The sequence below is a fragment of the Mycobacterium sp. PTI7 genome, from assembly GCF_056679845.1.
Map to the genome: position 1 here is coordinate 2,428,003 of NZ_CM155252.1, position 23,290 is coordinate 2,451,292.

The window sequence follows — 23,290 nt, forward strand, 5'->3', positions numbered from 1 at the left end:
TGACGTCGAGCGAAGCGACCGGCGGATGTGCCGGGTGTGCGTCTCGACACCGGTCGGCATTGGGCATACTCGACCCGTGTGCGGACTCCTGGCCTACCTGACAGATCCGTCCGCCGGCGTCGCTGACGGGCTGGTCGACGCCGTGTCGGGCGCGTCGCATCTGATGCGGCACCGCGGTCCCGACGAGCCAGGAACGTGGGCCGACGACGCGTCGTCGCCGGGTGTCGTGCTCGGCTTCAACCGGCTGTCGATCATCGACATCGCGCACAGTCATCAGCCGCTGCGCTGGGGTCCTCCGGAGACGCCCGACCGGTACGTCCTGGTCTTCAACGGCGAGATCTACAACTACCTCGAGTTGCGCGACGAGCTGACCGCCACGCACGGCGCGGCGTTCGCCACCGACGGTGACGGCGAGGCGATCGTCGCGGCATTTCACCACTGGGGGCCGGCGGCGCTGAGCCGGCTGCGCGGCATGTTCGCGTTCGCGCTGTGGGACACCCAGGAGCGCGAGCTGTTCTGCGCTCGCGATCCGTTCGGCATCAAGCCGCTGTACATGGCGACGGGTACCGGCGGGACGATCCTGGCGAGCGAGAAGAAGTGCCTGCTGGACCTGGCGCCGATCGCGGGCATCGACGTCGGCATCGACGACCGGGCGGTGCAGCACTACACGGTGCTGCAGTACGTGCCGGAGCCCGAGACGTTGCAGCGCGGCGTGCGCCGCCTGGAGTCGGGGTGCTACGCCAGGGTGCGGCCCGGCGGCGAGCCGGAGGTCACCCGCTACTTCACGCCCCGCTTCGACGCCGTGCCCTTTCCCTCCCGTTCGACACCTGGCGGCGAGCAGGCCCGCTACGACGAGATCACGGCCGTCCTCGAGGACTCCGTCGCCAAGCACATGCGGGCCGACGTGACCGTGGGCGCGTTCCTGTCCGGCGGCATCGACTCGACGGCCATCGCCGCGCTGGCGATGCGGCACAACCCGAAGCTGATCACCTTCACCACCGGGTTCGAGCGCGAGGGCTTCTCCGAGGTCGACGTCGCCGTGGCGTCGGCGGAGGCCATCGGCGCCCGCCACGTGACGAAGGTGGTGAGCCAGGCGGAGTTCGTGGCGGCGCTGCCCGAGATCGTCTGGTACCTGGACGAACCCGTCGCCGATCCCGCGCTGATTCCGCTGTTCTTCATCGCCCGGGAGGCCCGCAAGCACGTCAAGGTGGTGCTGTCCGGCGAGGGTGCCGACGAGCTGTTCGGCGGCTACACGATCTATCGGGAACCGTTGTCGCTCAAGCCGTTCGATCGCCTGCCGCGGCCGTTGCGCCGATCCCTGGGCAGGGCGTCGCGACCGCTGCCCGACGGCCTGCGCGGCAAGAGTCTGCTGCATCGCGGCTCGCTGACGCTGGAGGAGCGCTACTACGGCAACGCCCGCAGCTTCTCCGACGACCAGTTGCGCGCCGTGCTGCCGGGGTTCCGGCCGGAGTGGACGCACACCGACGTCACCGCGGCGCTCTACGAGGAGTCGCGGGGTTGGGACCCGGTGGCGCGGATGCAGCACGTGGACCTGTTCACGTGGCTGCGCGGCGACATCCTGGTGAAGGCCGACAAGATGACGATGGCCAATTCACTGGAACTGCGCGTGCCGTTCCTGGATCCCGAGGTGTTCGCGGTGGCCTCGCGGCTGCCGTTCGAGCAGAAGATCACCAGGACGACGACGAAGTACGCGTTGCGCCGCGCCTTGGAGCCGATCGTGCCCGCGCACGTGCTGAACCGTCCGAAGCTGGGCTTCCCGGTGCCGATCCGGCACTGGTTGCAGGCCGGGGAACTACTCGACTGGTCCTACGCCACGGTCGCCGCGTCGCAGGCGGGAGGTCTCGTGGACCTCGCCGCCGTGCGCCGCATGCTCGACGACCACCGCACCGGCACCGCCGATCACAGCCGACGGCTATGGACGGTGCTGATCTTCATGCTGTGGCACCAGATCTTCATCGAGGAGAGTGTGGTCCCGGAGATCCGGGAACCCCACTACCCCGTCCAGCTCTAGGTCAGGCGAGCGCGGCCGCGATCTCCTCGGCGGCGTCGGCGCCGTAGGCCTCCGACACGCGCTTGAGGCCGGCGTCCTTGTCCCAGGACCACTCCTGGGGTCCGGGTGCCTCGAGCACCAGGGTGGCGACCAGCGACGCCAGCTCCGCGGCACGCTGCAGGCTCAGGCCGGCGGTGCGGCCGGTGAGGAAGCCGGCCCGGAACGCGTCGCCGATGCCGGTCGGATCCTCCTTGCGGGTCTCGGGCAGCACGTCGACGTGCAGGAAGGTGCCGTCGCGACCCACCAGGTCGACGCCCTTCTCCCCCAGCGTCGTGACGCGCAGTTCGATCTGGCTCATCACCTCGGCCTCGCTGAGGCCGGACTTCTGGAGCAGCAGGTCCCACTCGTAGTCGTTGCTGAACAGGTAGGTGGCGCCACCGATGAGGCGCTTGATCTCCTCGCCGTTCAGGTAGGCCAACTGCTGCGACGGGTCGGCCGCGAAGGGCAGTCCGAGCGCACGGCACTCCTCGGTGTGCAGGAACATCGCCTCGGGGTCGTTGGCGCCGATGATGACGAGATCCGGTGTGCCGACCCGTGATACGACGTCGGTGAGCTTGATGTTGCGGGCCTCGGCCATCGCGCCCGGGTAGAACGAGGCGAGCTGGGCCATGTCCTGGTCGGTGGTGCAGACGAAGCGCGCGGTGTAGGCCGTCTCGGAGACGTGCACGCTGCCGGTGTCGACGCCGTGCGAGTCGAGCCAGTTGCGGTAGTCGTCGAAGTCGGTGCCGACGGCGCCGACGAGCGTCGGACGGCCGCCCAGGATGCCCATGGCGTAGGCCATGTTGCCCGCGACGCCACCCCGGTGCAGGACCAGGTCGTCGACGAGGAAGCTCAGTGAGACCTTCTGCAGGTGCTCGGCGAGCAACTGTTCGGCGAACCTCCCGGGGAACCTCATCAGGTGGTCAGTTGCGATCGATCCGGTCACCGCGATGGTCACGAAGGGCACTCCTCAATTGGTTAACACGTCTAAAGAATCGTACCCAGGGCCGCGTACGCATTGGTTTCGCGGTTGCCGCAGGTCGGTGCGATAGCCTAACAACGCCATGGCTGGACCCTTTCCGTACCCCGAATCCCCGCAACAGAACCCCTATTCACCGGCGGGCGGCCCACCGCCTCCGCCGCAGGGCGGGCCGTACGGTCCACCGCAGGCGTACCCGGGTCAGGTTCCGAGCCAGTACCCGGGCGCGCTGCCTCCGCCGGTGCCGTATCCGAAGCGGTCCCGCCGGCCGTTGCTGTTCGCCGGTCTCGGCGTGCTGTCGGTCCTGGTGATCGCCGCGCTGGTCGGGACGCTACTCCTGAACGGGCGCTCCGACGACGCCGCAGACGGCGCGCTCTCGCCCGAGCGGGCGAGGGCGGCGATCCAGGATTACGTGGACGCGCTGACCAACGGAGACGACGAGACCATCGCGCGCAACGCGTCGTGCGGGCTGTTCGACGAGATCAAGGACCGGCAGGCCGACATGTCGCTGGCCAACCTCGCGAGCGACGCCTTCCGGCGTCAGTACAAGAGCGCGGAGGTCGACACGATCGACAAGGTGGTGACGTGGTCACCCACCCAGTCGCAGGTGCTGTTCACCATGAAGGTGCAGGCGGCGCGGACCTCGGGTGGCGCGGAGCGCCAGGCGATCGCACAGATCTTGACTCAGGGTGACGACACCCTGGTGTGTTCGTACCTGCCGCGCACCGGCCAATTCTAGACCGGCCGGTGCGGGCGGCCGATCAGTTGAACGAGTCGCCGCAGGCGCAGGAGCCGGTGGCGTTCGGGTTGTCGATCGTGAAGCCCTGCTTCTCGATGGTGTCGACGAAGTCGATCGTGGCGCCCTGGATGTAGGGGGCGCTCATCCGGTCGACGGTCAGGCCCACGCCGCCGAAGTCGGCGGTCAGGTCACCGTCGAGGGTGCGATCGTCGAAGAAGAGGTTGTACCGCAGCCCGGCGCAACCACCCGGCTGCACGGCGATCCGCAGCGCGAGGTCGTCGCGGCCTTCCTGGTCGAGCAGCGCCTTGGCCTTCGCGGCTGCCGCATCGGTCAGGGTCGCGCCGTGGGTCTCGGTGGCGGTTTCGTTCTGAACAGTCATTGCTTCTCCCTGTGCATCGTCATGCGTCGGTCCTCTTCAACGGTACCCCGCCGGGTCGCTATTCCCCGACAGTCGCGTCCCACTCCGCGGCGGTCCGACGGCTCAGGCCGACGAGCTGGTTGGCCGCGTCGCCGATCGCCAGCTCGACGGATCCGGCGTGGTCGGTGATCGAGTGCGCGGCGCGCACGCCCGCCGCGGACAGTTCCTCGTCGGACAGCGTGACCTGGCCGGCCAGCACCAGGACCGACGCGTCTCCGCCGGCCGCCATCCCGGTCAGCGCGCTGATCACCTTGCCGTGCAGCGACTGGTGGTCGAACCGGCCCTCGCCGGTGATCACCAGGTCCGCGGCGGCCACGTCGTCGGCCAGTCCGGTGACGTCGGCGATCACGGCGGCTCCCGACTCGCGCCGACCGCCGAGCGCGAGCAGGGCCGCGCCGATGCCTCCGGCGGCGCCCGCGCCGGGTTCGGTGGCGACGTCCCGGCCGGCGACCGCCGCCAGCTCGTCGGCCCACGCGGCGAGTCGCCGTTCCAGGACGTCGACGGTGTCGGGATCGGCCCCCTTCTGCGGCCCGAACACCGCGGCGGCGCCCATCGGTCCGAGCAGGGGGTGTTCGACGTCACTGGCCACGACGAGGTCCACCGCCGCCAGGCGTTCGCGCGCGGTGGCGAGCCCGCCGAGCGCGTCGACGAGCGCGCGGCCACCGTCGGTGCACCCGCTGCCGCCGAGCCCGACGACGATGCGGGTTGCCCCGGCGTCGAGCGCCGCCCCGACGAGCTGACCGACTCCCCCGCTGTGCGCGTCGAGCGCGGTGCGGACGGTCGGCGGTCCGCCGAGGAGCGCGAGCCCGCAGGCCTGCGCGCACTCGACGTAGGCGGTGCCGGACCCGTCGAGCACCCACTCGGCAGTCACCTCGTCGGACAGCGGCCCGCTGACCCGCGCGGTGCGCAGCCCGCCGAGCCGGCTCCCGAGGACCTCGACGAACCCCGGTCCACCGTCGGACTGCGGCGCGAGCGTCACCTCGTCGGCGGCGCGGGCGGCGGCCCAGCCCGCCGCGATCGACTCGGCGGCCTCGACTGCGGTCAGGCTGTCCCCGAAGCAGTCCGGGGCGATCAGCACGCGCATGCGAGCAGGGTAATCTGGGAGGCGTGAATCTGCTGGGCCGCAAGAAGGACGACTCCCGACCGGAGGAGTCACGTTCAGCCGCCGCAACCGCCGACCAGGACGTCGTGCTCGTCGACGGCGTACGCACCACCGCCCCCAAGGGCAAGCCGACCCCGAAGCGCGACGCGTCGCGCCGGCGTGGGCCCGTGGCGCCGGCACCGATGACGTCCGCGGAGGCCCGCAAGCGCCGCAAGGAGATCGGCGGCCCCAAGCTCTCCAAGGAGGAGCGTCGCGCCGACAAGGCCGCACGCCGCTCCGCGATGAGTGAACGCCGCGAGAAGATGATGTCCGGCGAGGAGTCCTATCTCCTGCCCCGCGACAAGGGCCCGGTCCGGCGGCTCGCCCGCGACGTCGTCGACTCCCGCCGCAACGTCCTGGGCCTGTTCATGCCCGCAGCACTCGGCCTGGTGTTCATCATGCTGGCCGTGCCGTCGGTCGAGGTGCAGCGGCTGCTGTCGCCCGCCATGCTCGCGCTGGTGGTGGTCATGGTGATCGACGGCGTGATCGTCGGTCGCCGCGTCAACAAGACCGTCGACGCCAAGTACCCGGACAACGTCGAGAGCGGCTGGAAGCTCGGCTTCTACGCCGCCAGCCGGGCATCGCAGATTCGCAGGATGCGGGCGCCGCGCCCCATGGTCAACCGCGGCGACGAGATCGCCTGACCGCAGTGCGGCTCTTGGCACTCGGCGGTATCCGGTCGGGCAAGTCGGCCTTCGCGGAGACCGCGATCGGGGACGCCGCGGGCAGCGACCGGGCGGTGCGCTACGTCGCCACCGCGGCGCTGCGACCCGACGACTCGGACTGGTCGACCCGCATCGCCGCCCACCGGCTGCGCCGCCCACCGGAGTGGACGACGGTCGAGGGGCAGGACCTCACCGCGCTGCTGCGCGCCGATCCGACCGTGCCCACACTCGTCGACGACGTCGGCAACTGGCTGGTGTGGCTGCTCGACCGGCACGAGGCCTGGACGGGCGGCCCGTCGTCCGCGGTGTCCGACGACCTCGACGCGCTGCTCGACGCGGTCCGGGCGTTCGAGGCCCCGCTGGCGCTGGTCAGCCCCGAGGTCGGACTGACCGTGGTGCCCGCGACGGCGTCGGGACGGCTATTCACCGACGAACTCGGCACGCTCAACCAGCGCCTGGCGCACTCCTGCGACCGGGTGGTCCTGGTGGTCGCCGGCCAACCCCTGGTCCTCAAGGAGCCGGCGTGACGACCTTCCCGTCGGTCGCCGTCCCGGATCCCGACGTCGCCGCGGCGGCCCGTGCCCGCCAGGACACGCTGACCAAGCCACCCGGCTCGCTGGGCCGGCTCGAGGACCTGTCGGTGTGGGTCGCGGCCTGCCAGGGACAGTGCCCGCCGCACCAGTTCGCCCGCGCTCGCGTGGTCGTGTTCGCCGGTGACCACGGCGTGACGGCGGCCGGCGTGTCGGCGTTCCCGGCGGAGGTGACGGCGCAGATGGTCGCGAACTTCGACGCCGGTGGCGCCGCGATCAGCGTGCTCGCCGACCTCGCGGGCGCCGGCGTGCGGGTGGTGGACGTGGCCGTCGACTGCGACACCCCGCTCTCGGAGGCCGTCGGCGCCCACAAGGTGCGGCGCGCCAGCGGCAACATCGCCGTCGAGGACGCACTGACCGAGGACGAGGTCGCCGCTGCCATCCACGCCGGCCGCCGCATCGCCGACGAGGAGGTCGACGGCGGCGCCGATCTGCTCATCGCCGGCGACATGGGCATCGGGAACACCACGCCCGCAACGACGTTGATCGCCGCGCTGACCGACACCGAGCCCGTCGCCGTCGTCGGCCGCGGCACCGGGATCGACGACGAGGGCTGGATGCGCAAGACCGCGGCGATCCGCGACGCGCTGTTCCGGGCCCGGCCCGTCATGGCCGATCCGGTTGCGCTGCTGCGGGTCTGCGGCGGCGCCGACATCGCCGCGATCGCGGGGTTCTGCGCCCAGGCTGCGGTCCGCCGCACGCCGGTGCTGCTCGACGGCGTCGTGGTGACGGCTGCCGCGCTGGCCGCCGACCGGATGGCGCCGGGCGCGCGGCAGTGGTGGCAGGCCGGACACCGATCGGTGGAGCCGGCGCACACCCTCGCACTGTCCCGGCTCGGCCTCGAACCGATCGTCGACCTCGGCATGCGACTCGGCGAGGGCACCGGCGCCGCCGTCGCGCTGCCGATCCTGCGGGCCGCGGTCGCCACGCTGGCGTCGATGGCCACGTTCGCCGAGGCCGCCGTCACCGATCGCGCCGCAGCCGCCCCCGCCCCGTGATCGGGCCGCTCGCCTCGGCACTGTCCTTCTCGACCGTGCTGCCGGTGCGCAGCAGCCATCCCTTCGGCCGCGGTTCCGTCACGGCGCTCCCCGTCGTCGGCGTCGCGCTGGGCGGCCTGGCCGCGGGCGTGATCTGGTTGGCCGACCGGGGATTCGGCGACGGCAGCCCGCTGTCGGGGCTGCTCGCGGTCACGGCGCTGCTCCTGGCGACGCGCGGCCTGCACCTCGACGGGCTGTCCGACACCACCGACGGGCTGGGCTGCTACGGCCCACCGGCACGGGCGCTGGCGGTGATGCGCGACGGCACGGCCGGCCCGTTCGGGGTGGCCGCGATCGTCGTCGTCGTCGCGGCGCAGACCTTCGCCTTCTCGACGATGCCGCCCGCCGCCGTCGTCGTGGCGGTCGCCGCGGGCCGGGTGGCCGCGGTGATGGCGTGCCGCACCTCGGTGCCCGCCGCCGAGGGCAGCACGCTCGGCGCCGCGGTGGCGGGCACCCAGCCCACCTGGGTGGTGGCGGCGTGGGTGGCCGCCCTCCTCGCCGCCGCCACGCTCGCGACGCCGCTGCCGTGGCAGGGACCGGTCGCCGTCGCGGTCGCGCTGCTGATCGCCGCGGTCCTGGTCGCGCACTGCGCGCGGCGCTTCGGCGGGATCACCGGCGACGTGCTCGGCGCGGCGGTCGAGGTGACGACGACCGTCGCCGCGCTGGGACTCGCCGTCGGCTGACGCTCAGCCGTGCAGGAGTTTGAGCCCCACCACCGACGCCGTGATCACCCCGATCAGTGCGACCTTGGCGACCGACACCGCCTCGTCACCGCTGATGAACGAGTAGGTCGCCGTCAGCACCGCCCCGATGCCGACCCACACCACGTAGCTGGTGGCGACGGGCAGTTCGCGCATCGCGACGGCCAGGCCCGCCATCGACAGGACCAGACCGATCCCGAACACCACGGTCGGCCCGAGCTTCGAGAACCCCTCGGACTTGCCGAGCGCGACGGCCCACACGGCCTCGAGCACTCCGGACAGGAACAGGATCGCCCACGACACGGCACACCTCCTCGGAGCGCCGTCTTGTCGCTGGCCGGGTACGGTGCCGCTCGTCCGGTGTCCCGAGGGGGACGAGATCGAGGTTAGCCGAGCCGGGTCATCCACCGGTGGGTGTCGGCGAACGTGCCGCGCTGGATGCCGGTCAGCGTGTCGCGCAACGCCATCGTGACCTCGCCCGGTTCGCCGCCGGCGATGGTGAACTCGCCGTCGCCGGACTTCACGTGCGACACCGGCGTGATCACGGCGGCGGTACCGCACGCGAACACCTCGGTGATCTCGCCGGCGTCGGCCTTCTTGCGCCACTCGTCGACGTCGATCTTGCGCTCCTCGACGGCGAAGCCGGCGTCGGTGGCCAACTGCAGCAACGAGTTCCGCGTGATGCCGGGCAGCAGCGAGCCGCTCAGTTCGGGCGTCACCAGGCGCGCCGACCCGCCGCTGCCGAAGACGAAGAACAGGTTCATCCCGCCCATCTCCTCGACGTAGCGGCGTTCGATCGCGTCGAGCCACACCACCTGGTCGCAGCCGTGGTCGGTCGCCTCGGCCTGCGCGAGCAGGGAGGCCGCGTAGTTGCCGCCGAACTTGGCGGCACCCGTCCCGCCGGGGCTGGCGCGCACGTACTCGGTGGAGAGCCACACCGACACCGGCTTGATGCCGCCCTTGAAGTAGGCGCCGGCCGGCGACCCGATCACCATGTAGCGGTACTGCGTTGCGGGACGCACGCCCAGGCCGGGTTCCGTGGCGAAGATGAAGGGCCGCAGATACAGCGACTCCTCGCCGCCTGCCGCGGGCACCCAGTCGGCGTCGACGGCGATCAGCTGCCGCAGCGACTCGAGGAAGACCTCCTCGGGCAGCTCGGGGATCGCGAGCCGACGCGCGGACGTCCGCAGCCGGGTGGCGTTGGCGTCGGGCCGGAACGACACGATCGACCCGTCCGCCCAGCGGTAGGCCTTCAGCCCCTCGAACACCTCTTGCGCGTAGTGCAGGACGACCGCCGAGGGGTCGAGTTCGATGGGTCCGTAGGGCAGCACGGCGGCGTCGTGCCAGCCGCGGCCCGCGGTGTAGTCGATCGACACCATGTGATCGGTGTGGAACCGGCCGAAGCCCGGCTCGCGCAGGATGTCGCCTCGTACGTCGTCGCTCGCCGGTGTCGCGTTTCGGGCAAGCGAGAACTCGAGGGGGCCATCGGTCATGGGGAGATCATATAACCCGTGGCTAGCGAGTTTTCGCCGTCACGAACGGCGGCGCGACCACCTCGCACTCGAGCCGCTTGCCGCGGACGTCGACGGCGACCGTCTGCCCGTCGGTGATGCCTGCCGCGGTGTCGATCAGGGCCAGCGCGATGCCGACCTTGAGTGTCGGCGAGAAGGTTCCCGAGGTCGTGACGCCCACCGCGGCGTCGCCGTCGAGCACGGTCATGTCGGCCCGCAGCACGCCCCGGCCCACGGCCTTGAGGCCGCGCAGCGTGCGCGCCGGTCCGGCGGCCTTCTCAGCGAGCAGCGCGTCGCGCCCCCAGAACGCGTCCTTCTTCCAGCCGACGGCCCAGCCGCAGCGGGCCTGCACCGGCGACACGTCGAGCGTCAGTTCGTGCCCGTGCAGCGGGTAGCCCATCTCGGTGCGCAGCGTGTCGCGGGCGCCCAGCCCGGCGGGTTCGCCGCCCGCGGCGCGGACCGCCTCGACGAGGGCGTCGAACACGATGCCCGCGCGGTCCCACGTCGGCAGCAGCTCGTAGCCCTGTTCGCCGGTGTACCCGGTGCGGCAGACGCGGACCGGCACGCCCTGGTACTCGGCGTCGGCGTAGCCCATGTAGTCCATGTCGGTGGGCAGCCCGAGCCCGCCGACCACCTCGGCCGACTTCGGTCCCTGCACCGCCAGCACCGCGAAGGACCGGTGCTCGTCGGTGATCACCAGGCCGTCGGGCGCGTGCTCCTGCAGCGCGGCCACCACCGCGGGGGTGTTGGAGGCGTTGGGGACGAGGAACACCTCCTCGTCGGAGACGTAGTAGGCGATCAGGTCGTCGATGACGCCACCGGAGTCGTTGCAGCACAACGTGTACTGCGCCTTGCCCGCCCCGATCCGGTTGAGGTCGTTGGTGAACGCCGAATTCACGTAGGCCGCCGCTCCCGGGCCCTTGACGAGCGCCTTGCCGAGGTGGCTGACGTCGAACAGCCCGACGGCGTTGCGGGTGGCGTTGTGCTCGGTGACGGTGCCCGCGTAGGACACCGGCATCAGCCAGCCCCCGAATTCGGCGAAACTGGCGCCGAGTTCGCGATGGCGGTCCTCGAGCGGCCCCTGCAGCAGGTTGTCGGTCACGATGGCAGCCTAGCTAGGGTTGATCCCCGTGAGCACCGCACCCAGATACCAGTCCCCCACCGTCACCGTCGCCACCAGCGTGCCCAAGCGCGGAGCGGGTTCGGCCGTGCTGATCGTCCCGGTCGTCACCGGCGACGGCGACGTCGCGACGGTGCTGCCCACGCCGTTCCTGGACGACGTCGCGGTCGGCGAGATCGAGGCCGCGCTCAAGGCGCTGGGCGCCAAGGGCGGCAGCGAGCAGGTCACCCGCGTGATCGCGCCGTCGCTGCCGGTCGCGAGCGTGCTCGCCGTCGGCCTGGGCAAGAACCGCGACGAGTGGCCCGCCGACGTCATCCGTCGCGCCTCGGGCGTCGCCGCGCGCAGCCTGTCGGGCACCGAGTCGGTGATCACCGCGCTGGCCGAACTGGACACCGAGACGGCCGTCGAGGGCCTGATCCTGGGCGCCTACCGGTTCAGCGACTTCCGCAGTGACAAGACCGCACCCAAGGAGCCGGCGCTGGCGAAGATCACGGCGCTCGCCACCGCGAAGGACGCGAAGGCCAAGGCCGTCCGCGGCACCGACATCGCGACAGCGGTCGCCACGGCCCGCGACTTCGTCAACACCCCGCCGAGCCACCTGTTCCCGGCCGAGTTCGCCGAACGGGCACGCGCGCTGGGCAAGTCGGTGGGCCTCGACGTGGAGGTGCTCGACGAGAAGGCGCTCGAGAAGGCCGGCTACGGCGGCATCATCGGCGTCGGCAAGGGCTCGTCGCGGCCCCCGCGGCTGGTGCGGCTCATCTACAGGGGGGCCAAGCGCGGCAAGGGCAAGAAGGTCGCACTCGTCGGCAAGGGCATCACGTTCGACACCGGCGGCATCTCGATTAAGCCGGCGCTCAACATGCACCAGATGACCTCCGACATGGGCGGCGCGGCCGCGGTGATCGCGACCGTCGTCCTGGCCGCCAAGCAGCAGGTGCCGGTCGACGTGATCGCGACCGTCCCGATGGCCGAGAACATGCCGTCGTCCACCGCGCAGCGGCCCGGCGACGTGCTCACCCAGTACGGCGGCATCACCGTCGAGGTGCTGAACACCGACGCCGAGGGCCGGCTCATCCTGGCCGACGGGATCGTGCGGGCCTGCGAGGACGGCCCCGACTACCTGATGGAGACCTCGACGCTGACCGGCGCGCAGACCGTCGCGCTCGGCGCGCGGACCCCGGGCGTGATGGGCAGCGACGAGTTCCGCGACCGGGTGGCCGAGCTGTCCGCTCGGGTCGGCGAGAACGCCTGGCCGATGCCGCTGCCCGAGGAGCTGAAGGACGACCTGAAGTCGACCGTCGCGGACCTCGCGAACGTCAGCGGCTCGCGCTTCGCGGGCATGCTCGTCGCGGGGGTCTACCTGCGCGAGTTCGTGGCCGAGGGCGTGCAGTGGGCGCACCTCGACGTCGCGGGCCCGGCGTACAACACCGGCGGCCCCTGGGGCTACACCGGCAAGGGCGGCACGGGTGTGCCGACGCGCACGATGTTCGCCGCGATCGAGGACATCGCCCGCAACGGCTGATCGGCTAGACGATGCCGGCCCGGGCGACGCTGCGCAGGGCCTGCGGGGCGATCCGCGACGTCCCGTAGAGCAGGTACGCCTCGGGGGCGACGGGCCGGATCGGCTTGTTCTTGCGCACCGCCGACACGATGGCCGCCGCCACCTTGTCGGGTCCGTAGTGCCGTGCGGCGAACATCGACTCCAGCTGCTTGCGTCGGCCCGCGACCCGGCCCGCCTTGCCTGCCGGAGCGTCGATGCGGGTGGTGTGGACGATGTTGGTGTCGATGACGCCGGGGCACACGGTGGTCAATCCGATTCCAGCGGAGGACAATTCGGCGCGCAGGCAGTCGGAGAACATGTACACCGCGGCCTTCGACGTGCAGTAGGCGTTCATCGCCTGCATCGGCGCGTAGGCCGCCATCGACGACACGTTGACCACGTGGCCGCCGGTGCCGCGTTCGACGAGCCGCGGCGCGAAGGCACGGCAGCCGTTCACCACGCCGCCGAGGTTGACGTCCAGCACCCGGTCCCACTGGTCGGCCGGGGTGTCGAGGAACGAACCCGCGTGGCCGATGCCCGCGTTGTTCACGACGACGTCCGGCACCCCGCGCTCGGCGCAGACCCGCTGGGCGAACGCCTCCACCGCGTCGGCGTCGGACACGTCGAGGGCGTACGCGTAGGCCGTCCCTCCCGCGGCGACGACGGCCGCCGCGGTGGCCCGCACGCTTGCCTCGTCGATGTCGCTCACGACCACGTCGGCACCGTCGCGTGCGAACGCCAGCGCGGTCGCCCGGCCGATGCCGCTGCCCGCCCCGGTGACCGAGACGAGCGTGTCGCCGAAGTGTCCGCGGCGGCGTCCGACCTCGGCGCGGAGCAGGGTGCGGGCCGGGGCGCCGCCGCCCAGGGCGTCGGCCAGTTCGGCCACGGCCGTCGCGAGCACCTGCGGGTGCGACATCGGCGCCCAGTGCCCGGCCTGGACGTCGCGGCGCCACAGCCGCGAGCACCAGCGCTGTGCGTCGTCGTACAGGTAGGGCCGGACGAAGGGGTCCTTCGCGTTGACGATCACCTGCACGGGCACGTCGACGCGATGGTCCTTGCGTCCGCGGGCCAGCGAGCGGAAGTAGTTGGCGGGGTACACCTTCATGCTGGTCGCGGCGTCGGCGGCGAACGTGTCGGAGTGGTGGATCCGGTCGGCGGGGATGCCGTCGCGCGTGCGCAGGACGCGCTCCATCGCACCGGCCCGGAAGGCGACTCGGACGAGGGCGGGCGCGAGCACCGGTACGGAGAAGGCGGCCATGTAGGTGAGCCGCAGCAGTTGCGTCAGCGCCCGGACGAACCGGCGCGGCCGGTAGGGCCGCTTCAGGCCGTCGATGACGAAGCGGTTGAGGTGGTCGGTGCTCGGTCCGGACACCGACGTGAACGACGCGATGCGGGCCGGCGCCTCCGGGCGGGCGAGGAATTCCCACACGCCGACCGAGCCCCAGTCGTGGGCGAGGACGTGCACGGGGTCCTCGGGGGAGGCGGCGTCGAGCACGGCGGCGAGGTCGTCGGCGTAGCGGGCCATCGCGTGGGCCGAGGTGGCCTTCGGTGCGCCGGACCCGCCGACGCCGCGGTTGTCGTATCGGATCACGCGGAAGCGGTCCGCGAGCAGGGGCACCACGCCGTCCCACAGCACGTGCGAGTCGGGCCAGCCGTGCACGAGGACGACGGTCGGTCCCTCGGGGTCGCCCTCCTCGCGACAGGCGAGGGTCACGCCGTCGGCGCTGCGGGCGGTGAACTCGCGGCGGTCCCCGGTCATCGCTCCTCGAGTTCCCGTCGCGCCGCGCGCTTGCGCTCGATGCGGCGCTTCTCGTCGTAGTCGCGCATGCGTTGCGGGTAGCCGACCTTCTGCACGTCGTAGACGGGGATGCCGAGTTGCTCGTTGAGGCGGCGCGCGCCCGCCTGACCGTTGGTCCTGCGTCGGGTCCACTCACCGTCGGCGGCAACGAGACACGCCGTGAACTCGGTGACTGTCGTCTGGGGTTCGATGAACGCCTCGACGCCGGTGTGGGTGGCGACCCACTCCTTCATGTACTTGAGGTCCGCCGCCGGATCGGTGCCGCGCGCACGGCGCGATCCACGTCGTCGCAACCTGTCGAACAGCCCCAACTCGACCGACTCCTTCCGGCACGCGGTGCCATCACCACCATCGATAGTGCCAGAGCAGACAGACCGCAGGTCTACGACGACCGACGGGCACGGACGTGGAAGGATGGGTGCCGCGAGATAAGACAGCCGCACGCGACCGTATGAGGGAGTCACAAGACATGGCCATCTCCGTCCAGATGCCCGCACTCGGTGAGAGCGTCACAGAGGGCACCGTCACGCGATGGCTCAAGCAAGAGGGTGACACCGTCGAAGTCGACGAACCCCTCCTCGAGGTGTCCACCGACAAGGTCGACACCGAGATCCCCTCGCCCGCAGCGGGCGTGCTGACCAAGATCATCGCCAACGAGGACGACACCGTCGAGGTCGGTGGCGACCTCGCGCTCATCGGTGAGGAAGGCGAGGGCGGCGGCGACGCGTCCGACGACTCCTCCGACGACGCAGCCGCCGACGACGCACCCGCCGAGGAGGAGTCCCCCGCCGAGGAGCCCGCCGCCGAGGAGGCCGAGCCCGAGGCCCAGCCGGCCGAGGAGAGCGAGCCCCCCGCGGAACCGGAGAAGTCGAAGCCCGCCGCGTCCGGCGGCGGCGACGCCACGTCGGTCAAGATGCCCGAACTCGGCGAGTCCGTCACCGAGGGCACCGTCACGCGCTGGCTGAAGAAGGTCGGCGACAGCGTGGAGGTCGACGAGCCGCTCGTCGAGGTGTCCACCGACAAGGTCGACACCGAGATCCCCTCGCCCGTCGCGGGCACGCTCGTCGCGATCAGCGCCGAGGAGGACGACGTCGTCGCCGTGGGTGGCGAACTCGCGAAGATCGGCGCCGAGGGCGCGGCCGCGGAGTCCGAGCCGGAACCCGAGCCCGAACCGGAGCCGGAGCCCGAGCCGGAGCCCGAGCCCGAGCCCGAGCCCGAGCCCGAGCCCGAGTCGAAGCCCGAACCCAAGTCGGAGCCGAAGCCCGAGCCCAAGCCGGAGCCGAAGCCCGAACCCAAGGACGAGCCCAAGCCCGAGCCGAAGGAAGCGCCCGCCCCCGCGGCGAGCGATTCGGACTCGGGGTCGGACGCGAGCCCCTACGTCACTCCCCTGGTCCGGAAGCTGGCCGGCGAGCACGGCGTCGACCTGGCGTCGGTGAAGGGCACCGGCGTCGGCGGACGCGTCCGCAAGCAGGACGTCCTCGCCGCAGCCGAGGCCAAGAAGGCGCCCGCACAGAGCGCCCCGGCCGAGGCCCCCGCCGCACCGGCCGCATCGGCCGCATCGGCCAAGCCGTCGGCACCCGCCCCGTCGATGTCGCACCTGCGCGGAACCACGCAGAAGGCCAACAGGATTCGCCAGATCACGGCGAAGAAGACGCGCGAGTCGCTGCAGACCACGGCGCAGCTCACCCAGACCCACGAGGTCGACCTCACCAAGATCGTCGCGTTGCGTGCCCGCGCCAAGGCGAGCTTCGCCGAGCGCGAGGGCGTCAACCTGACGTACCTGCCGTTCTTCGCCGTCGCGGTGGTCGACGCCCTCAAGGCGCACCCGAACGTCAACGCGAGCTACGACGAGGACAGCAAGCAGATCACCTACTACGACGCCGAGCACCTCGGCTTCGCGGTGGACACCGAGCAGGGCCTGCTGTCGCCGGTCGTGCACAACGCCGGTGACCTGTCGCTCGGCGGACTGGCCCGGGCGATCAGCGACATCGCGGCGCGGGCCCGCTCGGGCAACCTGAAGCCCGACGAGCTGTCCGGTGGCACGTTCACGATCACGAACATCGGCAGCCAGGGCGCCCTGTTCGACACCCCGATCCTGGTTCCGCCGCAGGCGGCGATGCTGGGGACCGGCGCGATCGTCAAGCGCCCGCGGGTGATCGTCGACGAGTTCGGCAACGAGTCGATCGGCGTCCGGTCGGTGGCGTACCTGCCGCTGACCTACGACCACCGCCTCATCGACGGTGCGGACGCCGGGCGCTTCCTGACCACGATCAAGCGACGTCTCGAAGAGGGAGCCTTCGAGGCCGACCTGGGGCTGTAGCCCGGTGTCGGTCATCGCCATCGCCGGTTCGTCCGGGATGATCGGTTCGGCGCTCGTCACGGTGTTGCGCGCGGCGGATCACCGTGTGCTGCGGCTGGTTCGGCGTCCGCCGAAGCACTCCGACGACGTGTTCTGGAATCCGGACACCGGTGATCTCGATCCCGCCGTGCTGCGCGACGTCGACGCCGTCGTGAACATGTGCGGCGTCGGCGTCGGCGACAAGCGCTGGTCGGGTGCGTACAAGCAGAGCCTGCGCGACAGCCGGATCGAACCCACCGAGGTGCTGTCCCACGCGGTCGCCGAGGCCGGCGTGCCGGTTCTCGTCAACTCGAGCGCGGTCGGCTACTACGGCGACACGCGCGACCGCGTCACCGACGAGACCGCTCCGCCGGGCGACGGCTTCCTGGCCCGGTTGTGCGTCGACTGGGAGGCCGCGACCGTGGTGGCGCAGGCCGCCGGTTCCCGCGTGGTGCTGGTGCGCACGGGTCTGGTGCTGGGACGTTCGGGCGGGGTGCTCGGCCGCCTACTGCCGCTGTTCAAGCTCGGCCTGGGTACGCGGCTGGGCAACGGCAGGCAGTACATGCCTTGGATCAGCCTCCAGGACCAGGTGCGTGCGCTGCTGTTCACCATCGACGAGGACGTGTCGGGGGCGGTCAACCTGACCGGTCCGGCGCCGGTGACCAACGCCGAGTTCACCTCCGCGGTGGGACGCGCGGTCAACCGGCCGACGGCACTCGCGGCGCCCGCGTTCGCGCTGCGCACCGTGCTGGGCGAGTTCGCCGACGAGGGACTGCTCGGCGGGCAGCGCGCGATCCCGGCGGTGCTGGAGCGGGCCGGATTCGAGTTCCACCACAACACGATCGGCGAGGCGCTGGCGTACGCGACGGCCTCGAAGGACGACGCGTAGCGGGCGTACCGTGGACGTCGTGTCCGCCTCGGTCCGCTCCTCGCCGCTGCCGGTCGAGGTTCGCCGCCTCGGCACCGTCGACTACCGCGAGGCGTGGCAGCTGCAGCGCGATCTGGCCGACGAGCGGATCGCCGGTGGGTCCGACACCCTGCTGCTGCTCGAGCATCCCCCGACCTACACCGCGGGCAAGCGCACCGAGGACCACGAGCGTCCCGCCGACGGGACCCCGGTGGTGGACACCGACCGCGGCGGCAAGATCACCTGGCACGGTCCCGGCCAACTCGTCGGATATCCCGTCGTGGGTCTGGTCGAGCCGATGGACGTCGTCGAATTCGTGCGCCGGCTGGAGGAGGCGCTCATCGGGGTGTGCACCGATCTGGGCGTACCCGTGGGCCGCGTGGCGGGCCGGTCCGGGGTGTGGGTGAGGGGCGACGGCGCCCGGCCCGACCGCAAGATCGCGGCGATCGGCATCCGCGTGGCGCGTGCGACCACCCTGCACGGCTTCGCCCTCAACTGTGATTGCGATCTCGCCGCCTACGAGGCGATCGTGCCCTGCGGCATCGCCGACGCGGGCGTGACGTCGCTGTCCGCCGAACTGGGCCGGCGCGTGACCGTCGACGAGGTCGCCGACCGGGTGGCCGCCGCCGTCCGCGGCGCGCTCGACGGCCGCATCGCGATCGGCGCCTCGTCGGCCGCGCGCGTAGAATCAGTCCAGTGACTATCGCCCCCGACGGCCGCAAGCTCCTGCGTCTCGAGGTCCGCAACGCCGAGACCCCCATCGAGCGCAAGCCGCCGTGGATCAAGACGACGTTGAAGACCGGCCCCGAGTACAAGGAACTCAAGGCGCTGGTGCGCCGAGAGGGCCTGCACACGGTGTGCGAGGAGGCGGGCTGCCCCAACATCTACGAGTGCTGGGAAGACCGCGAGGCCACCTTCCTGATCGGCGGCGAGCAGTGCACCAGGCGCTGCGACTTCTGCCAGATCGACACCGGCAAGCCCGCCGAACTCGACCGTGACGAGCCGCGGCGCGTCGCCGAGAGCGTCCAGGCGATGGGCCTGCGCTACTCGACGGTCACCGGCGTCGCGCGCGACGATCTGCCCGACGGCGGGGCGTGGCTCTACGCCGAGACGGTCCGCCAGATCAAGCTGCTCAACCCGAACACCGGCGTCGAGCTGCTGGCCCCCGACTTCAACGCGATCCCCGAGCAGCTCGAAGAGGTCTTCGAGTCGCGCCCGGAGGTGTTCGCGCACAACGTCGAGACGGTGCCGCGCATCTTCAAGCGCATCCGGCCGGCGTTCCGCTACCAGCGCAGCCTCGACGTCATCACCGCGGCGCGCGACTTCGGCCTGGTCACCAAGAGCAACCTGATCCTCGGCATGGGCGAGACGCCCGAGGAGGTCCGGGAGGCGCTCGTCGACCTGCACGAGGCGGGCTGCGACATCATCACGATCACCCAGTACCTGCGCCCGTCGCTACGCCACCATCCGGTGGAGCGGTGGGTCAAGCCGGAGGAGTTCGTCGAGCACGCCGCGTACGCGGAGGGCCTCGGCTTCACCGGTGTCCTGGCCGGTCCGCTGGTGCGATCGTCCTACCGGGCGGGACGGCTGTACGCCGAGGCGGCTCGCATCCGGGCGGCTTCCGCTTCCTGATGTCGGGCCGGGCTTCGTCACCCGTATCCTGATCGCATGGCGAAGACACGCAACACCGCCGCCACCAAGGCCGCGAAGGCCGAGGCGAAGGCCACGCGCAAGGCGGCCTCCAAGCAGCGCCGCAGCCAGCTGTGGCAGGCGTTCCAGATCCAGCGCAAGGAAGACAAGCGTCTCCTGCCGTACATGATCGGGGCCCTGGTCCTGATCGTCGCGGTCGCGGTGGTCGTCGGTGTGCTCAGCGGCAGCACCTTTACGCTCATCACGTTGATCCCGCTGGGCATCCTGCTCGGTGCGCTCGTCGCGTTCATCATCTTCGGCAGGCGCGCGCAGAAGTCGGTGTACCGCAAGGCCGAGGGCCAGACCGGTGCGGCCGCATGGGCGCTGGACAATCTGCGCGGCAAGTGGCGCGTGACACCCGGCGTCGCCGCGACCGGTCACTTCGACGCCGTGCACCGCGTGATCGGCCGGCCCGGCGTGATCTTCGTCGGCGAGGGCTCGGCCACGCGGGTCAAGCCGCTGCTGGCGCAGGAGAAGAAGCGCACCGCGCGGCTCATCGGCGACACCCCGATCTACGACATCGTGGTGGGCAACGGCGAGGGCGAGGTGCCGCTGTCGAAGCTGGAGCGCCACTTGACCAAGTTGCCCGCGAACATCACCGTCAAGCAGATGGACTCGCTGGAGTCCCGGCTGGCTGCGCTCGGTTCGCGGGTCGGCCCCGCGGCCATGCCGAAGGGTCCGATGCCGGGCAACGCGAAGATGCGCGGCGTGCAGCGCACGGTGCGCCGCAAGTAGGTCTAGCGGCGCAGCACCACGGCGGTCTTCGACGCGAGGTCGTGGATGCCGCGATGGTCGGTGTCGGTGAACAGCGCGGGGATGACGAACGCGGTGAGGGCGCCGCGCACCAGCGCGCGGCCGACCCCGACGTGGTCGCTGCCGTCGACGGGTACCACCATCAGGCCGAGCATCAGCTGTCCCGGTGTGAAGCCGAACAACCGCACCGACGCGACGCCGAGCACGAACCAGATCACCAGCACCGCGGTCGACAGGGCACCGAGCGACACCCAGCCCAGCGTCATCGCGAGCGCGGCCAGGCCGTAGCTGATCAGCCAGTCGATCACCAGCGCGCCGACGCGCCGGCCGAAGCGGGCGATCGACCCGGCGCCGTGCTCGGGCAGCCCGAGGCGCTCACCGGCATAGGTGTTCGTGCCCTGACCGGACCCACCCGCGTCGGCGGGGGGCGGACCGGAGAGCCAGGAACCGAAGGTGCGCGCCATGCCACCAGCATATGGTCAGTGCAGTTCGGCGAGTGCCCGAGAAGGCCGCACGCGTAACGTCGGCGCAACATCCGCTTGACTGGCGTGCAACATGATGTCCATAGCGTCAGTCGGCGGGTTACCAGTCAAAGGAGAATTCTCAGTGCCAGAAAAGACTGCAGACGACATCTTCAAGCTGATCAAGGACGAGAACGTCGAGTACGTCGACATTCGCTTCTGCGATCTGCCGGGCGTCGTCCAGCACTTCTCGATCCCCGCCTCGGCGTTCGACGAGAGCGTGTTCGAGGACGGCTTGGCGTTCGACGGTTCGTCGGTGCGCGGCTTCCAGTCCATCCACGAGTCCGACATGATGCTGCTGCCGGACCCCAACACCGCGCGCATCGATCCGTTCCGGCACGCCAAGACGCTCAACCTCAGCTTCTTCGTGCACGACCCGTTCACGCGCGAGGCCTACTCCCGCGACCCGCGCAACGTGGCCCGCAAGGCCGAGAACTACTTGGCGAGCACGGGCATCGCCGACACCTGCTTCTTCGGCGCCGAGGCCGAGTTCTACATCTTCGACTCGGTGACCTTCGACTCGAAGATCAACGGCACCTCCTACGAGGTCGACTCCGAGTCAGGCTGGTGGAACACCGGTGAGCCGTTCGAGGCCGACGGCAGCCCGAACCTGGGCTACAAGGTCCGGCCCAAGGGCGGCTACTTCCCCGTCGCGCCGTACGACCACTACGTCGACCTGCGCGACGAGATGGCCACCAACCTGCAGAACGCCGGGTTCATCCTGGAGCGCGGCCACCACGAGGTCGGCACCGCCGGTCAGGCCGAGATCAACTACAAGTTCGACACGCTGCTGGCAGCGGCCGACGACGTACTGCTGTTCAAGTACATCATCAAGAACACGGCGTGGAAGAACGGCAAGACCGTCACCTTCATGCCCAAGCCCCTCTTCGGTGACAACGGTTCGGGCATGCACGCCCACCAGTCGCTGTGGAAGGACGGCAAGCCGCTGTTCCACGACGAGTCGGGCTACGCCGGTCTGTCGGATCTGGCGCGTCACTACATCGGCGGCATCCTGCACCACGCGCCGTCGCTGCTGGCGTTCACCAACCCGACGGTGAACTCGTACAAGCGTCTGGTGCCGGGCTACGAGGCGCCGATCAACCTGGTGTACAGCCAGCGCAACCGGTCGGCGTGCGTGCGCATCCCGATCACCGGCAACAACCCGAAGGCCAAGCGCCTCGAATTCCGCTGCCCGGACAGCTCGGGCAACCCGTACCTGGCGTTCGCGGCGATGCTGATGGCCGGCATCGACGGCATCAAGAAGAAGATCGAGCCGCTGGCGCCCGTGGACAAGGATCTCTACGAGCTTCCTCCCGAGGAGGCCGCGAACATCCCCCAGGCGCCGACGTCGCTGTCCGCGGTCATCGATCGTCTCGAGGAGGATCACGACTACCTCACCGAGGGTGGCGTGTTCACCGAGGACCTGATCGACACCTGGATCTCGTACAAGCGTGAGAACGAGATCATGCCGATCCAGATCCGCCCGCACCCGTACGAGTTCTCGCTGTACTACGACGTCTGATCAGCTGATCGGCTCTGCCGATTCGTCGCTGCCACCCCGTCCGGTTCGCCGGGCGGGGTGGTCTGCGTTCACCGGCTTCTCCCGGCCCCGCGTACGTGCGGGTACGGCGGGATTCCGGCCGATTCCCCGCCGTACTCGCACGTACGACGGGCAGGGCTCAGGCCGGGGACGCCAACTCCGCGCGCACCGCGGCGGCGAACGCGTCGACGTCGGCCTCGGTGGTGTCGAAGGCGCACATCCACCGCACCTCCCCCGTCGCGGCGTCCCAGTCGTAGAAGCGGAAGCGCTCGCGGAGCCGGTCGGCGACGCCCGGGGGCAGGATCGCGAAGACGGCGTTGGCCTGCGTCTCCTGGGTGATCGTCAGCCCGGGCAGGCCGGCGACCGCGTCGCGGAGCCGCAGCGCCATCGCGTTCGCATGCGCCGCGGAGCGCAGGTAGAGGTCGTCGGTGAGCAGCGCGACGAGTTGCGCCGAGACGAACCGCATCTTGCTCGTCAGTTGCATGTCGAGCTTGCGCAGGTAGTCCAGTCCCTCGGTGGCCGCCGGGTCGAGGACGACGACGGCCTCGCCGAACAGCAGGCCGTTCTTCGTGCCGCCGAACGAGACCACGTCGACGCCGGCGTCGCTGGTGAAGTCGCGCAGCCCCGACCCCAGGTGGGCGGCGGCGTTGGCGATGCGGGCGCCGTCCATGTGCAGCCTCATCCCCCGCTGGTGGGCGTGGTCGGCGATCGCGCGCACCTCCGCGGCGGTGTAGGCGGTGCCGAGTTCGGTTGTCTGCGTGATGGACACGGCGAGCGGCTGAGCGCGGTGCTCGTTGCCCCACCCCCACGCCTCGCGGTCGACGAGGTCGGGGGTCAGCTTGCCGTCGGGCGTCGGCACGGTGAGCAGCTTGAGGCCCGCGACGCGCTCGGGGGCGGCGTTCTCGTCGGTGTGGATGTGTGCGGTGGACGTGCAGATCACCGCACCCCAGCGCGGCAGCATCGACTGCAGTCCGACGACGTTCGCCCCGGTGCCGTTGAACACCGGGTAGGCGCGCGCGTCGGGGCCGAAGTGGCCGGCGATCACCTCCTGCAGGCGGGCGGTGTAGGCGTCGCCCCCGTAGGCGGCCTGGTGGCCGTCGTTGGCGGCCGCGATGGCGGCGAGCACCTCGGGATGGGCGCCGGCGTAGTTGTCGCTGGCGAAGCCGCGGTCGTCGGGATCGTGCAGGCGCAGCGGGCGGTCGGTCACGGTTCCAGTCTTCCCGACACGACCGCCCGCAGCTATCTGGACCGAA

23 protein-coding genes and 1 riboswitch are annotated in these 23,290 nt (G+C 71.1%); of the genes, 13 read left to right on the forward strand and 10 right to left on the reverse strand.

All coding sequences use genetic code 11. The features are described from left to right. Positions 1-76: 76 nt before the first annotated feature. Positions 77-2,032 carry an asparagine synthase (glutamine-hydrolyzing) gene (asnB, locus tag AC1MEY_RS11715; protein ID WP_480230788.1) on the forward strand — a complete coding sequence of 652 codons (1,956 nt, stop codon included), beginning with the start codon at positions 77-79 and terminating at the stop codon, positions 2,030-2,032. A 1-nt stretch (position 2,033) separates the two neighbouring features. Here the strand turns inward: asnB and AC1MEY_RS11720 are convergent, their stop codons facing one another. Then, on the reverse strand, positions 2,034-3,008 hold the full coding sequence (locus AC1MEY_RS11720) for a carbohydrate kinase family protein (protein WP_480230789.1): 975 nt from the start codon (positions 3,006-3,008) through the stop codon (positions 2,034-2,036). Positions 3,009-3,114: 106 nt separating this feature from the next. Here AC1MEY_RS11720 and AC1MEY_RS11725 point away from each other — a divergent pair, with 106 nt between their 5' ends. Beyond that, on the forward strand, positions 3,115-3,768 hold the full coding sequence (locus AC1MEY_RS11725; protein WP_480230790.1) for an Rv0361 family membrane protein: 654 nt from the start codon (positions 3,115-3,117) through the stop codon (positions 3,766-3,768). Between the two features lie 22 nt (positions 3,769-3,790). Here the strand turns inward: AC1MEY_RS11725 and AC1MEY_RS11730 are convergent, their stop codons facing one another. Next, entirely contained in the window at positions 3,791-4,147 is a 357-nt protein-coding gene (locus tag AC1MEY_RS11730) for an iron-sulfur cluster assembly accessory protein (protein WP_480230791.1), read from the reverse strand. 58 nt (positions 4,148-4,205) lie between these two features. Continuing rightward, positions 4,206-5,270 (reverse strand): glycerate kinase family protein, encoded by a 1,065-nt coding sequence (locus tag AC1MEY_RS11735; RefSeq protein WP_480230792.1) that lies wholly within the window; start codon positions 5,268-5,270, stop codon positions 4,206-4,208. A 23-nt stretch (positions 5,271-5,293) separates the two neighbouring features. Here AC1MEY_RS11735 and AC1MEY_RS11740 point away from each other — a divergent pair, with 23 nt between their 5' ends. The 4 genes from AC1MEY_RS11740 to AC1MEY_RS11755 are packed head-to-tail and all read left to right on the forward strand — an operon-like array spanning position 5,294 to position 8,302. Further along, complete coding sequence (locus tag AC1MEY_RS11740) at positions 5,294-5,971, forward strand: DUF3043 domain-containing protein (protein ID WP_480230793.1); 678 nt, start codon at positions 5,294-5,296, stop codon at positions 5,969-5,971. Positions 5,972-5,976: 5 nt separating this feature from the next. Beyond that, positions 5,977-6,519 (forward strand): bifunctional adenosylcobinamide kinase/adenosylcobinamide-phosphate guanylyltransferase, encoded by a 543-nt coding sequence (locus tag AC1MEY_RS11745; RefSeq protein WP_480230794.1) that lies wholly within the window; start codon positions 5,977-5,979, stop codon positions 6,517-6,519. Beyond that, positions 6,516-7,580 (forward strand): nicotinate-nucleotide--dimethylbenzimidazole phosphoribosyltransferase, encoded by a 1,065-nt coding sequence (gene cobT / locus AC1MEY_RS11750; RefSeq protein ID WP_480230795.1) that lies wholly within the window; start codon positions 6,516-6,518, stop codon positions 7,578-7,580. The genes AC1MEY_RS11745 and cobT overlap by 4 nt, the downstream gene beginning before the upstream one ends. Continuing rightward, a complete protein-coding gene (locus AC1MEY_RS11755; RefSeq protein ID WP_480230796.1) occupies positions 7,577-8,302 on the forward strand; it encodes an adenosylcobinamide-GDP ribazoletransferase in 726 nt (241 codons plus the stop codon). The genes cobT and AC1MEY_RS11755 overlap by 4 nt, the downstream gene beginning before the upstream one ends. A gap of 3 nt (positions 8,303-8,305) precedes the next feature. On the opposite strand, the gene AC1MEY_RS11760 is transcribed toward AC1MEY_RS11755, so the two are convergent. From AC1MEY_RS11760 to gcvT, 3 genes are all read right to left on the reverse strand, one after another. After that, entirely contained in the window at positions 8,306-8,623 is a 318-nt protein-coding gene (locus tag AC1MEY_RS11760; RefSeq protein ID WP_480230797.1) for a DMT family transporter, read from the reverse strand. A 13-nt stretch (positions 8,624-8,636) separates the two neighbouring features. Next, a riboswitch (guanidine-III (ykkC-III) riboswitch) is annotated at positions 8,637-8,701 on the reverse strand. Positions 8,702-8,706: 5 nt separating this feature from the next. Continuing rightward, the gene (locus AC1MEY_RS11765) at positions 8,707-9,813 is read right to left on the reverse strand and encodes a branched-chain amino acid aminotransferase (protein ID WP_480230798.1); all 1,107 of its coding nucleotides are present in this window, start codon (positions 9,811-9,813) and stop codon (positions 8,707-8,709) included. A 22-nt stretch (positions 9,814-9,835) separates the two neighbouring features. Continuing rightward, on the reverse strand, positions 9,836-10,933 hold the full coding sequence (gene gcvT / locus AC1MEY_RS11770; RefSeq protein WP_480230799.1) for a glycine cleavage system aminomethyltransferase GcvT: 1,098 nt from the start codon (positions 10,931-10,933) through the stop codon (positions 9,836-9,838). A 28-nt stretch (positions 10,934-10,961) separates the two neighbouring features. Here gcvT and AC1MEY_RS11775 point away from each other — a divergent pair, with 28 nt between their 5' ends. After that, positions 10,962-12,473 (forward strand): leucyl aminopeptidase, encoded by a 1,512-nt coding sequence (locus AC1MEY_RS11775; RefSeq protein ID WP_480230800.1) that lies wholly within the window; start codon positions 10,962-10,964, stop codon positions 12,471-12,473. Positions 12,474-12,477: 4 nt separating this feature from the next. Here the strand turns inward: AC1MEY_RS11775 and AC1MEY_RS11780 are convergent, their stop codons facing one another. Next, positions 12,478-14,250, reverse strand: a complete 1,773-nt coding sequence (locus AC1MEY_RS11780; protein ID WP_480230801.1) for an SDR family oxidoreductase — start codon at positions 14,248-14,250, stop codon at positions 12,478-12,480. Beyond that, positions 14,247-14,600, reverse strand: coding sequence for an oxidoreductase (locus tag AC1MEY_RS11785; protein WP_480230802.1), 354 nt, complete (start codon positions 14,598-14,600; stop codon positions 14,247-14,249). Before AC1MEY_RS11785 ends, AC1MEY_RS11780 begins: the two co-directional genes overlap by 4 nt. Before the next feature lie 158 nt (positions 14,601-14,758). Between AC1MEY_RS11785 and sucB the strand changes: the two genes are divergently transcribed. The 5 genes from sucB to AC1MEY_RS11810 are packed head-to-tail and all read left to right on the forward strand — an operon-like array spanning position 14,759 to position 19,958. After that, positions 14,759-16,609, forward strand: coding sequence for a 2-oxoglutarate dehydrogenase, E2 component, dihydrolipoamide succinyltransferase (gene sucB / locus AC1MEY_RS11790; RefSeq protein WP_480230803.1), 1,851 nt, complete (start codon positions 14,759-14,761; stop codon positions 16,607-16,609). A 37-nt stretch (positions 16,610-16,646) separates the two neighbouring features. After that, positions 16,647-17,516, forward strand: coding sequence for a TIGR01777 family oxidoreductase (locus AC1MEY_RS11795; RefSeq protein WP_480231436.1), 870 nt, complete (start codon positions 16,647-16,649; stop codon positions 17,514-17,516). 19 nt (positions 17,517-17,535) lie between these two features. Beyond that, a complete protein-coding gene (gene lipB / locus AC1MEY_RS11800) occupies positions 17,536-18,234 on the forward strand; it encodes a lipoyl(octanoyl) transferase LipB (RefSeq protein ID WP_480230804.1) in 699 nt (232 codons plus the stop codon). Then, the gene (gene lipA, locus AC1MEY_RS11805) at positions 18,231-19,166 is read left to right on the forward strand and encodes a lipoyl synthase (RefSeq protein ID WP_480230805.1); all 936 of its coding nucleotides are present in this window, start codon (positions 18,231-18,233) and stop codon (positions 19,164-19,166) included. The genes lipB and lipA overlap by 4 nt, the downstream gene beginning before the upstream one ends. Before the next feature lie 36 nt (positions 19,167-19,202). Continuing rightward, a complete protein-coding gene (locus tag AC1MEY_RS11810) occupies positions 19,203-19,958 on the forward strand; it encodes a DUF4191 domain-containing protein (RefSeq protein WP_480230806.1) in 756 nt (251 codons plus the stop codon). Between the two features lie 2 nt (positions 19,959-19,960). Here the strand turns inward: AC1MEY_RS11810 and AC1MEY_RS11815 are convergent, their stop codons facing one another. After that, entirely contained in the window at positions 19,961-20,440 is a 480-nt protein-coding gene (locus AC1MEY_RS11815; protein ID WP_480230807.1) for an RDD family protein, read from the reverse strand. 142 nt (positions 20,441-20,582) lie between these two features. Between AC1MEY_RS11815 and glnA the strand changes: the two genes are divergently transcribed. After that, positions 20,583-22,019, forward strand: a complete 1,437-nt coding sequence (gene glnA, locus AC1MEY_RS11820; protein ID WP_480230808.1) for a type I glutamate--ammonia ligase — start codon at positions 20,583-20,585, stop codon at positions 22,017-22,019. Positions 22,020-22,176: 157 nt separating this feature from the next. Here glnA and AC1MEY_RS11825 read toward each other — a convergent pair whose 3' ends face one another. Then, positions 22,177-23,244, reverse strand: coding sequence for a threonine aldolase family protein (locus tag AC1MEY_RS11825; RefSeq protein WP_480230809.1), 1,068 nt, complete (start codon positions 23,242-23,244; stop codon positions 22,177-22,179). Positions 23,245-23,290: the final 46 nt, after the last annotated feature.